This window comes from Pantoea sp. PNA 03-3 (assembly GCF_003201175.1).
Lineage (GTDB): Bacteria > Pseudomonadota > Gammaproteobacteria > Enterobacterales > Enterobacteriaceae > Pantoea > Pantoea stewartii.
Genome location: NZ_QICO01000001.1, coordinates 754,145 through 770,333 on the forward strand (window position 1 = coordinate 754,145; position 16,189 = coordinate 770,333).

Consider the following 16,189-nt stretch of genomic DNA (forward strand, 5'->3'; position numbering starts at 1 on the left):
TGCCTTGCTGACAGGCTGCTGAAGAGCCGCAGCCAGGCGGCGCATTGACCGTGATGATCGGGCTGGGGCGAAATTTTTTCGTCCTGCGTGGCGTGTCACTGACAAACGCCCCGGGAAGACGAGGGACACCGTCACGGCAGACTGGCTTGTCCCCGCAGCAAAAACGCGGTGCTACCGCTGCCTTGCTTCATCCTGAACAAGCCGCCACGCGGGTAGGTTTTGTAAAGACAGAGGCTGACTATGTAAATTATTCCTTGTCTGGCCGGGCCTGCCGATAACCTTTTTGCAGCATTAGCGGAAACAATTCTTATGGAGAACCTTATGTTCAGACCAGGAAAAATGTCACTCAACATGATGCTCAACGCGGCTTTCCTGACCGTCATCATGCTCGGCGTGTGTATTACCCTTTTTGCCGGTATCAAGCTCAGTACGGTCAGAGATCAGCAGAAGCTGACGGTGGCCCGACTGAATGATTTACGCACCTTACAGACCATTAAGGACAATGTTGCACAGCAAACTACGCTGCTTCTGGCGGCATCCTCGGGTGACAGGCACGCATCCATACAGGATATCGCTGCAAAATTTGCGGCATTACAACAAAACAGTGATGACACCACCGCCCACTTCCGCACGCTGATTAACGGAGCGCGTACCATTCCGGGTATTAATCTCAGCGAAGTGGATGAAGCCTCTGACTTTTTGAAAAAAATCGAAACGTCATCGCCGTCTTTCAAAGCCAGTGCGACGCGAGCCCTGCAACAGGACGGCAATGCCGTCCGTGAACATATCGACAACGCGCTACTGACGGACCTGGCGAACTACCGCTCAGCCGTCAACGATATGGTGGCTTATCAGGATCGTGTGACCGGCGGTACGGCAGTGAAGACCGAAACGGGGCTCGCAGGCGTGTTCCTGTCGCTGAGCGTACTCACCGTGGTGTTTATCGCTCTGGGCTTTGTCATGAGCTGGCTGATTACGCGCCGTATCAAGAAACAGTTGGGCGCAGAACCCGCCCAGGCACAGGCGCTGGCCGCCGCCATTGCCGCCGGCGATCTGAGTACGCCGGTTAAACTTCGCCGCGATGATGCTTTCAGCCTGATGGCCTCACTGGCAGGCATGCAGGACAACCTGCGTGACCTGGTATCGCAGATTAAAGCCTCATCCGCTTCCGTCTCGCTGGCGGCCGATGAAATCTCACGAGGCAATACCGAGCTGTCTTCCCGAACCGAACAGCAGGCCGCCGCATTACAGGAAACGGCCGCCAGTATGGAGGAGCTGACGACAACGGTGAAAAACAATGCCGCCAGTGCGCAGAAGACCGCCGAGTCTGCCCGTGAGACCGCATTGCTGGCACGTAAGGGGGAAACTGACGTGCAGAAAATGTCGGATACCATGCACACGATTTCGGCCAGTGCGCTTAAAGTTCGCGACATCATCGCCGTGATTGAAAGCATCGCCTTCCAGACTAATATCCTGGCGCTCAATGCCGCCGTAGAAGCCGCGCGCGCCGGTGAAGATGGCCGGGGTTTTGCGGTCGTTGCGGGGGAGGTCAGAACACTGGCGCAGCGCAGTGCGACGGCAGCCCGTGACATCAAGCAGCTCATTGAGCAGGCGGTTACGCAGGTGGAAAGCGGCGTGGGCGTCGCACAGGGAACGGGGGAAAGTATTCTGAAGATTGTCGGTATGGTCGGCTCACTGGCGTCCGCCATGGATGAGATTTCACTGGCATCGACTGAGCAGATGCAGGGTATTTCGCAGGTCAGCATCGCCGTCAGTCAGATGGATGGCGTCACGCAAAATAACGCGGCCCTGGTTGAGGAATCTTCCACCGCGTCTCACGGTCTGTCTGATCAGGCGCATGCGCTCCAGGCGATTGTGGAAACGTTCAGGGTCTGACCCCGACAGAGGCCAGATGCAGATGCTGGCCTCTTTCATGCTCAACGCGCCGCTCTCAACTCTCCCCTTTCCCGTTTCTCAGCCATCAGGCATCGCTGTCTTTTAGCGGCTTCGTTACAGGTTTCATGTCAAACCACCTGCGCATTCATTTCTACCGGTCAGGACAGTCAGATGAAACGCCATTCAGTCCCTCGGCATCCTGTTTAAAGGATTTAAAATGCTGGTTGTCGTCAATTTTCACCACATAGACAGAATCGAAATCGGTTGCTGACCAGTCCGGCACCTGCCCGGCATCCCCACCCGTTTTTTCAACCAGCCTGCGCGCAGCGGTCACCAGATTTTTGTGTTCCCAGGAGATAAACGTCAGAGGCACCGCTTTTTCTGCCAGCAGATCCGCGACCAGCTTATTGGGCTTGTCGGCGTGAAAGCGCAGTATGACGGGTTGAGAAACCTGTACCGCCAGAGGAATAAGGGTTGAAAGCGGGCGCAGTGAACTGCCGGTTTTATCCTCTTTTGGTGCCGAGGCATAAAGCGCATCGGGATTGCCGTAGCGGCTGAGCAATACCCTCGGCAGTTTCAGGGCGCGATTCAGCCCTTTGCAGGTCAGTTGCCCGCTGGCGTTGTCGGGCTTTTCGCCATGACGGAAAAACACAAATGTACTGTCAGCCGAAGCCTTCAACGGGATAAGTGTTGCAAGACCAAACAACAGCGCGAAAACGTTTTTCATCCGGGTCTCCTGTTGGCGATGATGGCGGAGTGGATAACCTACTTCACGTGGGCCTGTAATAACCAGGGGTAAATGATGGGTAAGACGGCAAAAGCAAAAGACTGGCGAAAATATCGCGGTTGATGTGGTCAGATTTATCAGCTGTATTGCGTCTGCCAGGCGCGAATATTTTTTGGCGGCGGTCTGTGATTATAAGGCCTGCCCCGTTTCCCTTCTCTGCGTTGTAAGAGACCGGCCCGCGAAAAAAAGCCTCATTCAGGCGTTATCATACATGAGCTGCAGACAAAGCTGCCCGGCTAAACAGTAGAAAATTTCATCATTTAGCTGACTTATGCATCCTGCAACATGGCCGATAACCTGTCTGTAATTAATTTTAATCTCAGGGAGCAGTTATGTTAGGCAAATTATTCAGGAAATCCCCGCCCGCGCCAGAAGTCATTTTACCGCCACGCCAGGAGGTGCCCGTCGAAGAAGTGCCGCCATGCGGGACGTTATCCGATCGTCTGGACAGTTTTTTGACTCTGCTGCCAGAGTTCTTGTGGGTCTGTGAGGGGAAAGACATCACCGACAGCACTCCGCTCTGGATTTCATCTGCCGCGCCGTTTAATTTTCCGCAAGGGGGGAACAATATCCTGACTCTCTCGGCGCTTTGCTCGCTTGTTCATGATGAAGACAAAAGTCATTTCAGACAGCTTTTACGAACCGTTCAGCCCTCTGCCGCTTCCGGTGTGACCCATAAATGCCGTTTTATGACGGCAGGCGGCAGCTACGAATGGTTTCAGGTAGCCGTTAAACGTGAGCGCGGCGCTGACGGCCATAACCAGAGGCTGACAGGTACGTTGCTGAACATCAGTGAGGACGTGGCGCACGAAAGCGAATATGATATTGTCATGACCCGCTTCAACCTGTCGCGTGAAATGCTGAATGACGGGCTCTGGGACCTGCAGATCATCAATGGTGACCCTTTACATCCGAATAACGTTTTCTGGTGGTCCCCACAGTTCAGAAAACTGCTTGGATTCGAAACCGTTGAAGAGTTTCCTGATGTGATTGACAGCTGGGCTTCCCGTCTCCATCCCGACGACAGTCAGCACACGCTGGATGCCTTTATCAAACACCTTAACGACCATTCGGGCGCAACAGGTTATGACGTTGAATACCGCGTTAAACTCAAAAACGGCAATTACCGGTGGTTCCGTGCACGCGGGCAGACCCGACGGGACAAAGAGGGTATACCTTTGCGGGCGGTCGGGGCGCTGATCGATATACAGACGCTGAAAGACCAGGAAGTTCAGGCTGAGCATGAACGCCAGCGAAGAGATGAGGCATCAGCCTCTGTCAGTGAGATCGCTGATTTGGTCTCTGAAAATGCCAATATTGCCGCTCAGATCAAACTCATCTCACTGAATGCCAGCATTGAGGCCGCCAGAGCCGGCGTGCAGGGACGAGGGTTTTCTGTTATTGCCAGCGAAATCCGCGAACTGGCCGACAGAACCGCGGAGATAACCGAAAACATAAGCCGTCTGCAAATCCGGCTGGATGCCTCTTCGCGCCTTTAAAATCATCACTGCACCCTTCAGTTTCATCGCACACTTTCTGGTTGGCTTCCGGGGAGTGTGCCCACTACTCAACACAACATCCCATTTTGCCGGGCTCGGACTGAATTGCGCATCATACCCTTTACTGCCCCTGCTACGGGTCCAAAACCGGGCCTGGTCATCAGTGAAATATGCGTTAAAGCGCGATGAGACAAAATATGGATTGGATTTTGCTTGTTTTATGGGCTGTATCAAAGGGTGTGCAGGCAGGAAGAGCGCTTACGCTCACGGCGCTGAATGCTGATGAGCTGCATTGCGGAATGCAGCTCACCGGCGTCTGTTAGCGAAGCAGAGACAGCATGGTCTGCGGCACCTGGTTGGCCTGTGCCAGTACAGAAGAACCGGCCTGCTGCAGGATCTGCGCGCGGGACATGTTTGACACTTCCGTCGCGTAGTCCGCATCCTGAATACGGCTGCGGGCAGCGGTCAGGTTGGTCACGGTGTTGTTCAGGTTGCTGATGGTGGACTCAAAACGGTTCTGAGACGCACCCAGCAGGCTGCGCTGGTTGTCGACCGCCTTAATCGCTTTATCAATGTCGGCCAGCGGCGTATTGCTGGACGCCGTCCCGCCAGTGCCGCCGGTGACCGCGCCCTTCAGAACGTCGAAGCCGATAGCAGAGGTGCTGCGGGCATTGCCGTTTACGGTCTGGCCCGTGGTTGTCTCGGTATTCTGAGTGGTGCCTGACTGCCCCGCTGCTGCCAGGTCGAAGCCATCACTTGCGCTCAGCGTAATGCCGATTGTCTGACCGTCTTTTGCGCCTACCTGGAAGTTGTAGGTGGTGCTGCCGGAACCGGTGTTCAGGACTTTAATGCCGTTGAAGTCGGTCTGTTTGGTGACGCGGTCGATTTCCTGCATACGCTGGTTAACTTCCGCCTGGATTGAGTCGATGTCAGACGCTGAGTTAGAGCTGTTCTGCGCCTGAACGGTCAGGTCGCGTACGCGTTGCAGGTTATTGTTGATTTCGGTCAGTGCGCCTTCAGCCGTCTGCGACAGAGAGATACCGTCGTTGGCGTTACGGGCTGCAACGGTCATACCGTTGATGTTAGAAGTAAAGCGGTTAGCGATAGCTTCGCCGGCTGCGTCGTCTTTAGCGCTGTTGATGCGCAGACCGGAAGAGAGACGCTCAATTGCCGTGCCCAGAGCAGACTGTGATTTGGTCAGGTTATTCTGCGTAACCAGTGAAAGCGTATTGGTGTTAATGACGGCCATGTTAAGTCCTTGTAGTTAAAGCGTGTATATCACGCTATACCGTTATCGCCACAATAGTTACTTTCTTTAACTGTGTCACAGAGAAATCATTTAACTGTCATAGACTGCTGCTTTTTTAACCCGGCCTCGTTGCTGATAATGCCCGCGTTGAGCGAGAAATGGAGATATATATTCTCAACGAGAGATATTTCTTTTTTTATGGTTACTCAGAAAGCTTTTTAGGCCATCAATAAAAATGCGCACCCTCAGGGAGAGATGTAAGCGAGTGGGGTAAATAGCATGGATAGCAACCTCCTCGCCTCGTGTATCAGCCAATACCTGTACCAGGTGCCCTGCTAAAATATCCTTTTCAATCATGAATGAAGGTAAATAACCGATACCCAATCCGGCTATGGCAGCTAAGCGTATGGCATCGCCGCTGTCGAACCTGACATGGTTCCTGCCGTTCAGCGTTATTTGCCCATGCTCCTCGTCAAAGAGTGTCCATGCGCCTGAAGCCGCTCCTAAACCATAAACAAGACGACGATGCTCTTTGAGGTCAGCAGGTGATTCCGGTTTACCCCATTGCTTAAGATAGTCCGGTGATACGAATAGCTGTGGCCTTGCTCTGTCGATCACCTGTGTGATGTATTGATGGCTTGTGGCTGCATTGCCTACCCGAACGGCAAGGTCAAATCCTTCTTCCACCAGATCGACAACCCGATCGCTAAAGCTGACTTCAATGTTTATATTCGGTGAGTTCTGTAAAAACGTCTGGAGAAAAGGAAGGATAACCATTTTGCCATAACCCTCTGACACGGTCAGTCTCAGAATGCCTTCTGGCACTGGTGAATTATGCCGGATACTGGCTTCGGCTTCTTCTATGTCTTCCAGTAATCTGCAGCAGCGGTGATAGAATTCATGCCCCTCTGTGGTCAGAGATAACCGCCGCGTGGTGCGTTGAAAAAGCCTTGTCTGCAGGTGCTCTTCTAACCGGGTTATCGCTTTACCCGCCGCAGAGCGCGTTAACCCCATCGCCTTGCCGCCAGCAACAAAACTCCCTGCCTCTGCAACAGCGACAAAGATCCGCATTGCCCTGATGTCCAGAGCGGAGCCTGTAGTATGGCCAAGAGTCGTGAAAGACATAACCTATCCGTTGCAGTGTTTATTTTACTTTTACGAGGGGATGAACTCTGCCTGCTTCGAAGGAGTAATTCTGGCTGAATGAACAGTTGCTTCAGCTTGCCTGCCGGTGGATTAGAAAAGGGAGAAACTCTTTAAACAGCTGCATCCAGAAATCTTAAAGAAGAAACAGGTATTGAAGGGCTGCCTTTATAATTAACACTTGCTTATAGCGAATGGTAAGTCAAAAAATCTTGTAAAGAACGAAGCCTTATCTGGCGAAAACTGCATCTGACCGTTGACAGCAAGATATGTGAAAACATCGATGTTGACCTGGCACTTAACAACGTTACGAACTCAGAGCCACTTTCGGATCAATCCGGCAGGCCCACTGGAAAATTTGGTCAGACGCCAATGATTCTGACAACATTTGGCTATGTCACGATGAACTGGTCTTAAGATAATTAGTGATTTCATTCATTCTCAAAGGGGCGAATTAACGGCCCAGCGAGTACGCAGATCTTAATCATGAAGTCGCTAATCAACATCTGAACGTGAGCAGTGCGCGGTGGAAATGGAAAATAGATTACAATCTGTCGCTCGGTAGTGTAAACGTTACAGAGTTAAACAAATGTTTGGTGGTTCACTGAGACTGAGCGACTACGATGGTCCGGTCGCAGAGGTACTGAACGAGTTGTCCTAATGTCTGACAAATTATTCTTTGCCCCGATTAAATCATTATTATCTTGTCTTACAATAGCAGCGACCTCCTGACCATTTTTTTTGATTATCTTTGCGTTTTTTATAGTTAAATTCCAAAAATATTGATCAAAGGGGATTTTTATATTTGATAGACTTTTTGCACCAACAGCAGAATTTATCTTTATAGTTTCATTATACACGGATTTTATTTTTTTATTTTTGCTAACTTCAAAATTTGATACAACCTCAATTGAATATTTTGATACATGATCTTCACAATACACAGATAAAGGTAGCATTGAGATGAAAATTAAAAATAACTTTTTCTTAGCATTACTCATTATCTTTCTTCCTGTTTTTTGTTTTGTAAATTGAAAAAACCATAGCTACGAAAATGATTATTAGCAATGCTATGTGAGACGGCTTTGGGGGCTCATCATTACTGAAATCAATAAAAAAACTTACAACAATTAAAAGAAAAGCTAATATTCCAAAAAAAAATCTGATTTTATGTTTGTTTGACATTTTATTAACCTTATAAATTAAGTGCCTGCAAAACCAGGTACTTATTAGTTAATTAATTATCACCACCGTCACCATCGTCATCGCCGTCGTCGCTATCATCATCATTCGAGAGATCATCTGCATAGTTTGCACATGCGGCGGCAGCTCCTAATGCCGCTGCTGCTCCTCCTGCTATAGTTTCAGATGCTAATGCTGTCGCGGCAATTCCTGCGGCACATGCAATACCATCACTTGCTGTGCTTCCACCCGAAACAAGTAAAACTTCTTCTTCAGATAGGACATTTAACATTTCATTTCTCCCAAGGTTAGCTATTTAAGATAACTGCTACTCCGCTACAACAAGAGCCAAAGCTGATAAAAAATTAGCTCTTTCATGCACATTTAAAGTTAAACTTTTCTTAGCTTTACGAGTTTCATGTAAATCGTAATTACGGAAATATGTTAAATTTATTTCAATTATTTCACTTGGTTACGAAACCTTTTTTCCATTTATCGCATGTAATAAAATTATTGGAAGTTTTTTTTGAAGATTCCTCGTTGTGTTTATGAATTGTTTAATATATTTTTTTTGTAACTTTTTGTTCTTATAAGTATCTGGCTTTTTTTTTAAAATAAAGACTACTATTTCATAGCCTTACTGGATTAATCAGATTTAGAGCGAATGGCTATGTAGCTGGCCGTATTGCCTGTACATATCGCGCAGCACAGAGCCGGCCAGAAGAACGGAGCGGAAACATTATCCTGAAGCTTTCCGGATGACCTAACATGATATTGATACTGCACCGGAAGGGCCGCCTGTACCTCCTCTGTTAACCCGGTAATTTCCCTTCTGGCGGTCCCAGGCCAGCTATGAATGATTTGCCATGTTAAAAATCCTTTTTTCAATATCCTGTCCCCACAGAAACTGAGCCCGTTTTAAAAGGAGTGACAACGCTGGAATAATGACTACGACAGTCAAGATGGTAACAACGCGGACGGCAGAGAAGACTTTCCGGAAATGTATCAGATAAATCCGCCGCGTGAAAAGCGGACGTTATGATGCCAGAGTCAGGTTGATATATTTTAACAAAGGGAGAGAGTAAGTTGGCTTAGTGCCTCTACACGACAAAACTTCGTCTTTAAAATATTTCGTCGACCTTTTTGCACTCGGACCAGGATACTTGATTAATTAGTCAATCCTATTCCTTCCTTACTTTGTATCCCTGGGTAATAGCCGATTGCAGGTGTGCCAGAAGCACCTTCACTTTGACCTGTAGGTATTTTCTGCAGTAATAATTTCTGCTACAGAACTCAGCCGACTTTGGGTGCAAAGTTTAACGTCGTTACATTTTGAGCCAAACATCCGGATTCGGCCTGCCTGAATGTCAGACGAATACTGCCCTATGGAATATTTTTGATAAGTACTGCTCTGCGCTGATGTAATAATGCAGTGCGGATATGTCAGTATCCGCTTCTGTCACAAAGCGAACAGGCTGACTGAGATGAAGGTCCGCTTTGAGCGAGGAGCGGACCTTCGTAGTTTTTCTACACCTGGTAAAGACTTGTAATGCAGTCTCTTATCAGTCAACTGGGAGCAGGTAATCTCATGATCTTAAGTGCTGATCACGTCGGTTTTTCAGTTAAAAATATTGAAGACTCATTATTCTTTTGGACCCATATCCTTGGAGGGAAGTTATTACGCGAAGGGAAAATGTCTGGACCTGTTATTGATGAAGTAACAGGCGCAAGGGGAGCGGATGTACGAATGGCTTTGCTTGAACTGGCTGGCATTAAAATTGAATTATTACAATACAATAACATTGAACAGCCACAGGAGCCTTCAGCGCCCTATATCCCAGGCTACGCGCATCTTGCGTTTATAGTGCAGGATCTTGATATGCTCTTGAGCAAAGTATCGGACTATGGCTGGAAGACGCCAGGGAAACCGCAGACAGTTTTGTCAGGACCCATGCAGGGAACCAGAGTAATATATTTACAAAGCCCCGATGGTCAGACGCTTGAGTTGATGGAACGCAGTCAATGAAGTCCACATGTTATGACTTATTAAAACAGTGATATTTGCAATGTTTGTTTCTGGCCCAAAGCAGACTCCCGGTCATATCATTTAAGATGAGCCATCAGTATATCACTGCCAAATAACCCCTTAATTTCTAAAAAATAAACACTGGTTAAGCTGTGCCGGCAGCGTTGCGAGGCTGTCGGCACTGTTTTTTCCTGTAACAGCTGACTTAGATGAGTCTGTTAACGTTGGCCCGATCCTTCCTTTTCATACAGTTCAGGCTATCCACATAAATCCTGATCGCAGGGCGGATGCATATTACTGAATAAACAGGAAAGTATTTATCCACCGTGACAACCCGGCACTTAAACGGAACACGCTCTTAGAATGTCTGCCAGTTATTATCAGAACGACCCGCTTCGCCTGGGGAAGGATAAACATGTCCCTGCCCTGACGTTTCCGGGCTGATTACCGGCTTCTTATTTTCTGAGCTTTTGCGGGGCGATATAATAAAAGCAGAAACCAGTTTGCTCAGTGACATGGCCTGTTCCTTAAGGGACAGCGCAGCCGCAGAAGCTTCATCGACAAGTGCAGCATTTTGTTGTGTAACGTCATCCATCTGATTGACCGCCTGATGAACCTGGCTGATGTCCTGCGACTGTTCTCTGGCCGCCACTAATATTTCATTAATAAGGTCGTTCACCTGATTCACCGCATCGTTCATGCGGTCAAGATTATATCTGACCCCCTCAGTCTGTTCCGAACCTTTATGGATAAACTGCATCGACGAATCGATCAGCTCTCTGATTTCCTTAGCCGAAGAGGAGGTTCGTTGCGCAAGATTACGTACCTCGCCAGCCACCACGGCAAAACCACGGCCTTCTTCACCGCGCGACGGACGTATTGATTATGATGCCATTCAGCGCCTCGGGAGCTGGCTGGGCAGCATCAATGGTGTTAAAGGATGAGTTGTCCTGGGGCATGCGGATGAAGGCACATTCCTGACCCAGGAAGAACAGGCCTCGGTAATACGTGCTTTAGTTACGTCTGTTGAAGGAAAAATTCCTGTGATTGCAGGTATCACCGGTGAGGGGACGGAAGTGGCAGCGCTTGAAGCTAAGGGGGCTGTTGATGCGGGGGCTTCAGCTGGCCTTCTTTATCCTTCACATGGCTGGCTCCGGTTCGGTTATCAGGATGGTGCTCCTCAGGACCGCTATCGCGTTGTGTATGAGGAAAGCGGGCTACCGTTGATTCTGTTCCAGTACCCGGATGTGACCAAAGCGACTTATAACCTGAAAACCTTACTTGATATCTCAGCGCAGCCCGGGGTTTTTGCCATGAAGAACGGTGTCAGAAACATGCGTCGCTGGGATACAGAAATCCCCTTGATTCGCCGTGAGCGTCCTGATCTTCAGGTGCTGACCTGCCACGATGAATATTTGTTGCACACCGTTTTTGATGTGGATGGCATGTTAGTGGGCTACGGTAATATCGCCCCGGAACCTCTGGTTGAAATGATTAAGGCGGGCAAGGATCAGGATTACAGTAAGGCCCGTAAAATCCACGACCGCCTGCTGCCTGTAACGAAAGCGGTTTACCATCGCGGATCTCACATGGAAGGCACGGTGGCACTGAAACATGCACTGGTTGCACGTGGCATTCTTGACCATGCGACAGTGCGTTCTCCCCTGCTTCCTTTAGGCGATGGCGCAGCAGAAGAAATCCATGCGGCGATGCGTTCTGCTGAACCTGGCCTTGTCAATTAGTGTTCCTCGTCTGAGGCTTGATTAGCCGGCCAGACGTTTCGGGCCGGTTAATGTTTTATCAAAAAGACTGTCAGTGAATACGATTACCGACTTCTGTTGCGGTCGTGGCTGGCGAAGTCAGAAATCTTGCACAGCGATCCTCCGCCTCGGCGCGTGAAATCAAAGAGCTGATTGAATCATCCATCGCGTTTGTAGAGGCCGGAGCGTCTCAGGCCAGTGACGTTGCTGAGAACATGGCGCGAATGGATGATGCAGTCCGTCAGGTCACCGATATGATTGAAGAAATTTCGGTTGCAGCGCAGGAGCAGTCGCTGGGAATAAGCCAGGTGCATCAGGCGGTGAATCAGATGGACGACGTGACGCAGCAGAACGCCGCATTGGTTGAAGAAGCGTCCTCCGCTGCCCGCTCACTGACCGAACAGGCAGAAGCGCTGAACGGCCTGGTCGCCGCGTTTACGCCTGGTGCAGACGGGAACGTCAGAAAGCCCGATATCAAGCCACATCCGGGCAGATCTGCCGCGCAACCAGTAACATTAACGCCGCTGGCGGGAACATACCAGAGTAGCGAGAATAACTGGACGCAGTTCTGACACACAGGATAACCGCCGACCAGCCCCGGCGGTATATCCGCCATCTCAGGGCAATCGGCTCACCGAAGGCAAATCAGAATGCACAGCAATATATTGCAGGCAGTAAAACAGCTGTATTAAGCGCGTTATTGAGGATGCGAACAGCACGTTGATTAACTATGTTGACGCAGGCCTGGATTACATCAGAATCCAGGTCCTGGCGGATACCATTTCGCATTATGATTTGTCTGTCACCCGGCGCTTTATACATTCTATAAAGAACTGGTCCATTATGGTTTGACAACGCAAATCATCAGCGAAATATACTATTACTTGAGATATTCGGACTAATATATAAATTATATTTCAACATAATCAAAAACTTGCAATTTACATTTGCTTTGCCGATTATCATTAAGCGAACCGGCTAACCGGTGAGTAACACTCTATAATCGATAGCAAGTTAATGCAGTCATTTGGGGCTCACGTCCGGGCCCCTTTTTTCTGTGGTTTTAAAGCATGAATACGCGTCTGACGTCAACCCGCATAAGGACGAAAGCGAAAAGCATTACACTTAATATTCGTCTTGTGATCGCGACCAGGGATTGGCTTTTAGCGCTGAGCAGAGGCGTTGAATACTTCATATTTCAGCGTTTAATACCCGACGGGCAAAGATTGCACCTTTCCCCTTTCACTTTATCCCGATGACGTCGTGTTCTCACTTTATGGCAGACCGCGTTTCTGTAACAGGGGTTTTACACTAGGGTAGTTATGAAACGATTAATTTATTTTTTCTTATTGATGACAGGCAATGCTCTCGCGGCTCAGACGCCAGACCTTAAAACAGTACAGGAATACTGCCACATCACGTCCATTCCGTTAATTCAGGCCGCCTCTGATGCCGTCATCTTTGACGCGTTTGGACACCCTGAAAAAATGAAAGCGCTGTCTGATACCGTTTTTTCAAGCCAGATTTTTAAAGCTGCGCCTGACGATGTCCGGAAAGCGATGAAAGACACGCTTGAAGAGGTGATACTGTCCAAAGACAAGAAAGATAAACTGTTAAAAGCCTATTCAGGTGACAGTCAGCATGACCTGAATGTCCTGTCGTCAGTCTGGGCATATTATTCAGTCGAACCTTACCTGATCAGGTGTGCATATATGAAATTTGCGGGCTAAATCCCCCAATCTTTTCTGCCTGCGCCTGGACAAATGACGGAGCGACGTCACCGACCATCAGCGTCAGCTCCTTACTCCTGTTCTCCGCCTGGTTGGCCATACGCAACCTGTTAGCAGCGGTTCGGCATGTTTTGCGCGGCCTTACCTTCGCCGTACGTTTACAGCATGCGCAAGTCGCACACGGCGGGGCTCAGGTGTATCTGATGCCAGCCAGGACGTTTAATAAATGCGCCGTGCGTACAGAGGATAAACGTCAGCGATACGCAGCCATTCTGCGCACGACACCTTACACTTTTTTGCTGGTAAGCTGGTTTTCCGCAGCAGAAAAGCAATGTGCCCGGGATGCACGCCGAAAGTCGCTTACCGCAGCCCCCGCCCGGCCAACGGAACTTACCGCAGAAGGAACGTTACCCCGTCCTGAAGGTATCCAGACAGGCATTGCACATGGTGATGAGCTGTCGGATCACCCTGTCCGCGTTTGATGGCGTAAGGTCCTGCTCAAACACATTACGCACGGTGCCAAATATGACGGTGATAAGCGTCAGGTTGACGCTACTGACGTCCGGAAACGTCATGTCGCTGGCGCTCGCAAGCATCGCTGTTGTCGCGCTGTTTACCCGCTTGCTAAACGTGTCAATCAGCGGCTGGTTATCCAGCTCTGCCACCGAGCGGTAAAGTGCCTTTGTCACGTCGATACGTGCTGTTTTGGCCTGCCAGTAGGTCATGATCAATGACGCAGTCATGTCGCTGACCGTCGCACCACTCTGGTTGCGGCAGGTGACTTCAATCCTGTCGGCCAGCGCTGCTAAATAGCGTTACATTTACCGGCTCTGATCCTTTCCCACAGCCGGAACATTTGGCGTTTTTTCCTCACAGGCTGAGAAACGCGTTGAGGCGGTTCCTGCCATCACCAGGGTGAACGCGCTTACCCTGTCTGCCCCGTATGGCGGCCTGCTGTCCTGTTATTGGGCCGGAAGACGTTCAGGCGCAGGATAAAAGCTCAGATACCCTGCGGGCAGAAAGCTGACTGGCCCGTAGCCGGTCAGTTCAGGAAACACAGACACCGCACCTGTGAACGGTGTCTGTCGATTTTACTCGTTATGCGTTGCCATCGTTCGGGCAACTCGGACCCACACCCAGCGAAGGATCATCACAGGCCTGGTTAATCTCCAGATGGTGATGCCACGCGGCCAGTTTAACTGCACGCTCATTAACAGAAACATCAGGCTTTTTAGCAGAAACATTGCCGGTTGCCACTGCACCGAAAGTCATTTGAGAAGGCAGATCCTTTGCAAACGAAGACACCTGCAGGCCAGCCAGTACGACAGTGGCCAACGCTGTGGTTTTAACTGCATTTTTAATGACAGACAGAGACATGATGAATCCTCTCAGCTTAAGTAAGTTAATCGATGTTTGCCTGGACAGCACTCAGCGAAATGAGAAACATGTTCACAAAAGCGGGCGCGGTGTTAAGACGCGCCTCAGGTATTCAAAAATTCTTCTGTGACAGTTTGATGATATCGGCTGTTAAAGAGAGTAATGAAATATTGCCTCTGTAACGCGGGGAAACAGTTGCAGGAAAAGGCGTCCAGGCTCTGCACGGCACCTTCATCATGAGGTCTGATTTCTCAGCCTATCTCAGATCACCATGGTAAATAACCGGTTTGTTTACACGCCCGAAGCGGGGAATGGTAAAGCTCCTGTCTCACCAATCCGAGGCACAGAGAGGCAAGGAAACAGGCGTGTTTTTTAATACTGACCCGCTTTGAGATGGGTGCCTGTTTGCATTCAGCCAGCCATCCATCAGGTATTTTTACTGTGACAACTTAAGTAAAAACGCAGGTCACATGTCTACTGAGCTGACAGGCGGAGTTGAGGTAAATCAGACGGCCATCTGAAAGTTAAAAACGCAGAATGGCAAGATTAAACAGTCAAATATTGAATTGCTTTACCTTGATATCGACATGATGGACCTTTGACACTTCTCTTAATTCTCTTGCCGTCTGAATTCTGAGATTTTTTATCAATTCTTTTGCGCTGGCTTTCAACACCTTGTCTTTTCTGAAAATCAAATTGCTTCCGAAAGTAATATTTTCACGAAGCGTAAATACATCTACTGCTTCAGCGTTAATCCCCGCCAGGGTCAGAGGATGCACAATACCCACACCGGCCCCAGACGTCACCATTTCTAACACCGTATGACAATATGGCGTTTCAACGAGCATGTTTAAGCTTAATTTCTTTAACCGACACTCTTTTTCCAGCGCTATTCTCGTCGTATCCTCAGAGTTAAGGGCGATAAAGTTTTGATCGGCTATTTCTGTAAGGCTGACCGATTTTACTGAGGCGCTGAGCATGTTTTTTGGCGTAATGAATACACCTTGCACCGTGCAGAAACTGTAAAAAACGCAGCTGTTGCCATATATTTCGTTTGCTACCAGACCAAAATCCAGTTCTCCCGAATCTACGGTTTCATAAATATCACGAGAACTGTTAATAGAAAATTTGACTTTCGTCACAGAGGTTTTGACAAAGTCAGCAATCACTTTCGGAATCACTTTTTGCCCGAACACCGGGTGAGCCGCAAGATGGATGGTTGTATCAATGCGATTTTTGAGAGATTTCACTTTATGTTCAATCAGTTCGATCCCGCGAAAATGTTTTTCAACCTCTTTCATAAGCAGGTGAGCATTTTCCGTGGCTTCTAACCTGCCCCTTTCTCGCCTGAACAACACAAGCCCGCATTCGTTTTCAAAAATTTTTAATTTCTGGCTGACGGCAGACTGAGAAACACCCATCATTTCAGCCGCTTTCGTTGCGCTTCCTGTAAGCATAACTGCTCTGAAGGTTTCAATTTCTCTGTACACAGCCCATTACCTGTACTTATGAAGTCATTAGTGTTCAGTATAGAATTACG

General features: G+C 49.0%; 13 protein-coding genes and 3 pseudogenes. 7 read left to right on the plus strand and 9 right to left on the minus strand.

Features of this window, described 5'->3' with window-relative positions; genetic code table 11:
* Positions 1 to 321: 321 nt before the first annotated feature.
* Positions 322 to 1,896 (plus strand): methyl-accepting chemotaxis protein, encoded by a 1,575-nt coding sequence (locus tag C7433_RS03450; protein ID WP_110267610.1) that lies wholly within the window; start codon positions 322 to 324, stop codon positions 1,894 to 1,896.
* 151 nt (positions 1,897 to 2,047) lie between these two features.
* On the opposite strand, the gene C7433_RS03455 is transcribed toward C7433_RS03450, so the two are convergent.
* Positions 2,048 to 2,623, minus strand: a complete 576-nt coding sequence (locus C7433_RS03455) for a histidine phosphatase family protein (protein ID WP_006119690.1) — start codon at positions 2,621 to 2,623, stop codon at positions 2,048 to 2,050.
* 392 nt (positions 2,624 to 3,015) lie between these two features.
* Here C7433_RS03455 and C7433_RS03460 point away from each other — a divergent pair, with 392 nt between their 5' ends.
* Positions 3,016 to 4,182, plus strand: coding sequence for a PAS domain-containing methyl-accepting chemotaxis protein (locus tag C7433_RS03460; protein ID WP_054633941.1), 1,167 nt, complete (start codon positions 3,016 to 3,018; stop codon positions 4,180 to 4,182).
* A gap of 319 nt (positions 4,183 to 4,501) precedes the next feature.
* Here C7433_RS03460 and C7433_RS03465 read toward each other — a convergent pair whose 3' ends face one another.
* The 4 genes from C7433_RS03465 to C7433_RS03490 form a co-directional block, all read right to left on the minus strand.
* Positions 4,502 to 5,431 (minus strand): flagellin, encoded by a 930-nt coding sequence (locus C7433_RS03465; RefSeq protein ID WP_039340776.1) that lies wholly within the window; start codon positions 5,429 to 5,431, stop codon positions 4,502 to 4,504.
* 174 nt (positions 5,432 to 5,605) lie between these two features.
* On the minus strand, positions 5,606 to 6,556 hold the full coding sequence (locus C7433_RS03470) for a LysR family transcriptional regulator (RefSeq protein WP_110267611.1): 951 nt from the start codon (positions 6,554 to 6,556) through the stop codon (positions 5,606 to 5,608).
* Between the two features lie 599 nt (positions 6,557 to 7,155).
* Positions 7,156 to 7,575 carry a DUF3857 domain-containing protein gene (locus C7433_RS03480; RefSeq protein WP_110267612.1) on the minus strand — a complete coding sequence of 140 codons (420 nt, stop codon included), beginning with the start codon at positions 7,573 to 7,575 and terminating at the stop codon, positions 7,156 to 7,158.
* Between the two features lie 236 nt (positions 7,576 to 7,811).
* On the minus strand, positions 7,812 to 8,048 hold the full coding sequence (locus C7433_RS03490) for a hypothetical protein (RefSeq protein ID WP_110267613.1): 237 nt from the start codon (positions 8,046 to 8,048) through the stop codon (positions 7,812 to 7,814).
* Positions 8,049 to 8,445: 397 nt separating this feature from the next.
* On the opposite strand from C7433_RS03490, the gene C7433_RS23820 reads away from it, so the two are divergent.
* Together C7433_RS23820 and C7433_RS03495 are read left to right on the plus strand one after the other, a co-directional pair.
* Positions 8,446 to 8,523, plus strand: coding sequence for a hypothetical protein (locus C7433_RS23820; protein ID WP_226374504.1), 78 nt, complete (start codon positions 8,446 to 8,448; stop codon positions 8,521 to 8,523).
* 821 nt (positions 8,524 to 9,344) lie between these two features.
* Positions 9,345 to 9,782, plus strand: a complete 438-nt coding sequence (locus C7433_RS03495) for a VOC family protein (protein WP_033737932.1) — start codon at positions 9,345 to 9,347, stop codon at positions 9,780 to 9,782.
* Between the two features lie 483 nt (positions 9,783 to 10,265).
* Here the strand turns inward: C7433_RS03495 and C7433_RS03500 are convergent.
* Positions 10,266 to 10,647, minus strand: a pseudogene (locus C7433_RS03500) (methyl-accepting chemotaxis protein); the annotation flags it as partial.
* Positions 10,648 to 10,660: 13 nt separating this feature from the next.
* Between C7433_RS03500 and C7433_RS03505 the strand changes: the two are divergent.
* The 3 genes and pseudogenes from C7433_RS03505 (at position 10,661) to C7433_RS03515 (ending at position 13,272) form a co-directional block, all read left to right on the plus strand.
* A pseudogene (locus tag C7433_RS03505) lies at positions 10,661 to 11,524 on the plus strand (dihydrodipicolinate synthase family protein).
* A 98-nt stretch (positions 11,525 to 11,622) separates the two neighbouring features.
* A pseudogene (locus C7433_RS03510) lies at positions 11,623 to 12,114 on the plus strand (methyl-accepting chemotaxis protein); the annotation flags it as partial.
* Between the two features lie 750 nt (positions 12,115 to 12,864).
* Positions 12,865 to 13,272: a hypothetical protein gene (locus C7433_RS03515; RefSeq protein WP_033737925.1), complete on the plus strand. Its 408-nt coding sequence runs from the start codon at positions 12,865 to 12,867 to the stop codon at positions 13,270 to 13,272.
* A 407-nt stretch (positions 13,273 to 13,679) separates the two neighbouring features.
* Here the strand turns inward: C7433_RS03515 and C7433_RS03520 are convergent, their stop codons facing one another.
* The 3 genes from C7433_RS03520 to C7433_RS03530 form a co-directional block, all read right to left on the minus strand.
* Complete coding sequence (locus C7433_RS03520) at positions 13,680 to 14,015, minus strand: hypothetical protein (RefSeq protein WP_110267616.1); 336 nt, start codon at positions 14,013 to 14,015, stop codon at positions 13,680 to 13,682.
* A 355-nt stretch (positions 14,016 to 14,370) separates the two neighbouring features.
* Entirely contained in the window at positions 14,371 to 14,649 is a 279-nt protein-coding gene (locus tag C7433_RS03525) for a hypothetical protein (RefSeq protein WP_058709206.1), read from the minus strand.
* Between the two features lie 554 nt (positions 14,650 to 15,203).
* Positions 15,204 to 16,139 (minus strand): LysR substrate-binding domain-containing protein, encoded by a 936-nt coding sequence (locus C7433_RS03530; RefSeq protein ID WP_110267617.1) that lies wholly within the window; start codon positions 16,137 to 16,139, stop codon positions 15,204 to 15,206.
* Between the last annotated feature and the right edge of the window lie 50 nt (positions 16,140 to 16,189).

What these genes read in the sequence shown, in the direction of transcription:
- C7433_RS03450 (WP_110267610.1), top strand. Translation starts at nt 322, where the DNA reads ATGTTCAGACCAGGAAAAATGTCACTCAACATGATGCTCAACGCGGCT.
- C7433_RS03455 (WP_006119690.1), bottom strand. Translation starts at nt 2,623, where the DNA reads ATGAAAAACGTTTTCGCGCTGTTGTTTGGTCTTGCAACACTTATCCCG.
- C7433_RS03460 (WP_054633941.1), top strand. Translation starts at nt 3,016, where the DNA reads ATGTTAGGCAAATTATTCAGGAAATCCCCGCCCGCGCCAGAAGTCATT.
- C7433_RS03465 (WP_039340776.1), bottom strand. Translation starts at nt 5,431, where the DNA reads ATGGCCGTCATTAACACCAATACGCTTTCACTGGTTACGCAGAATAAC.
- C7433_RS03470 (WP_110267611.1), bottom strand. Translation starts at nt 6,556, where the DNA reads ATGTCTTTCACGACTCTTGGCCATACTACAGGCTCCGCTCTGGACATC.
- C7433_RS03480 (WP_110267612.1), bottom strand. Translation starts at nt 7,575, where the DNA reads ATGAGTAATGCTAAGAAAAAGTTATTTTTAATTTTCATCTCAATGCTA.
- C7433_RS03490 (WP_110267613.1), bottom strand. Translation starts at nt 8,048, where the DNA reads ATGTTAAATGTCCTATCTGAAGAAGAAGTTTTACTTGTTTCGGGTGGA.
- C7433_RS03495 (WP_033737932.1), top strand. Translation starts at nt 9,345, where the DNA reads ATGATCTTAAGTGCTGATCACGTCGGTTTTTCAGTTAAAAATATTGAA.
- C7433_RS03515 (WP_033737925.1), top strand. Translation starts at nt 12,865, where the DNA reads ATGAAACGATTAATTTATTTTTTCTTATTGATGACAGGCAATGCTCTC.
- C7433_RS03520 (WP_110267616.1), bottom strand. Translation starts at nt 14,015, where the DNA reads ATGACTGCGTCATTGATCATGACCTACTGGCAGGCCAAAACAGCACGT.
- C7433_RS03525 (WP_058709206.1), bottom strand. Translation starts at nt 14,649, where the DNA reads ATGTCTCTGTCTGTCATTAAAAATGCAGTTAAAACCACAGCGTTGGCC.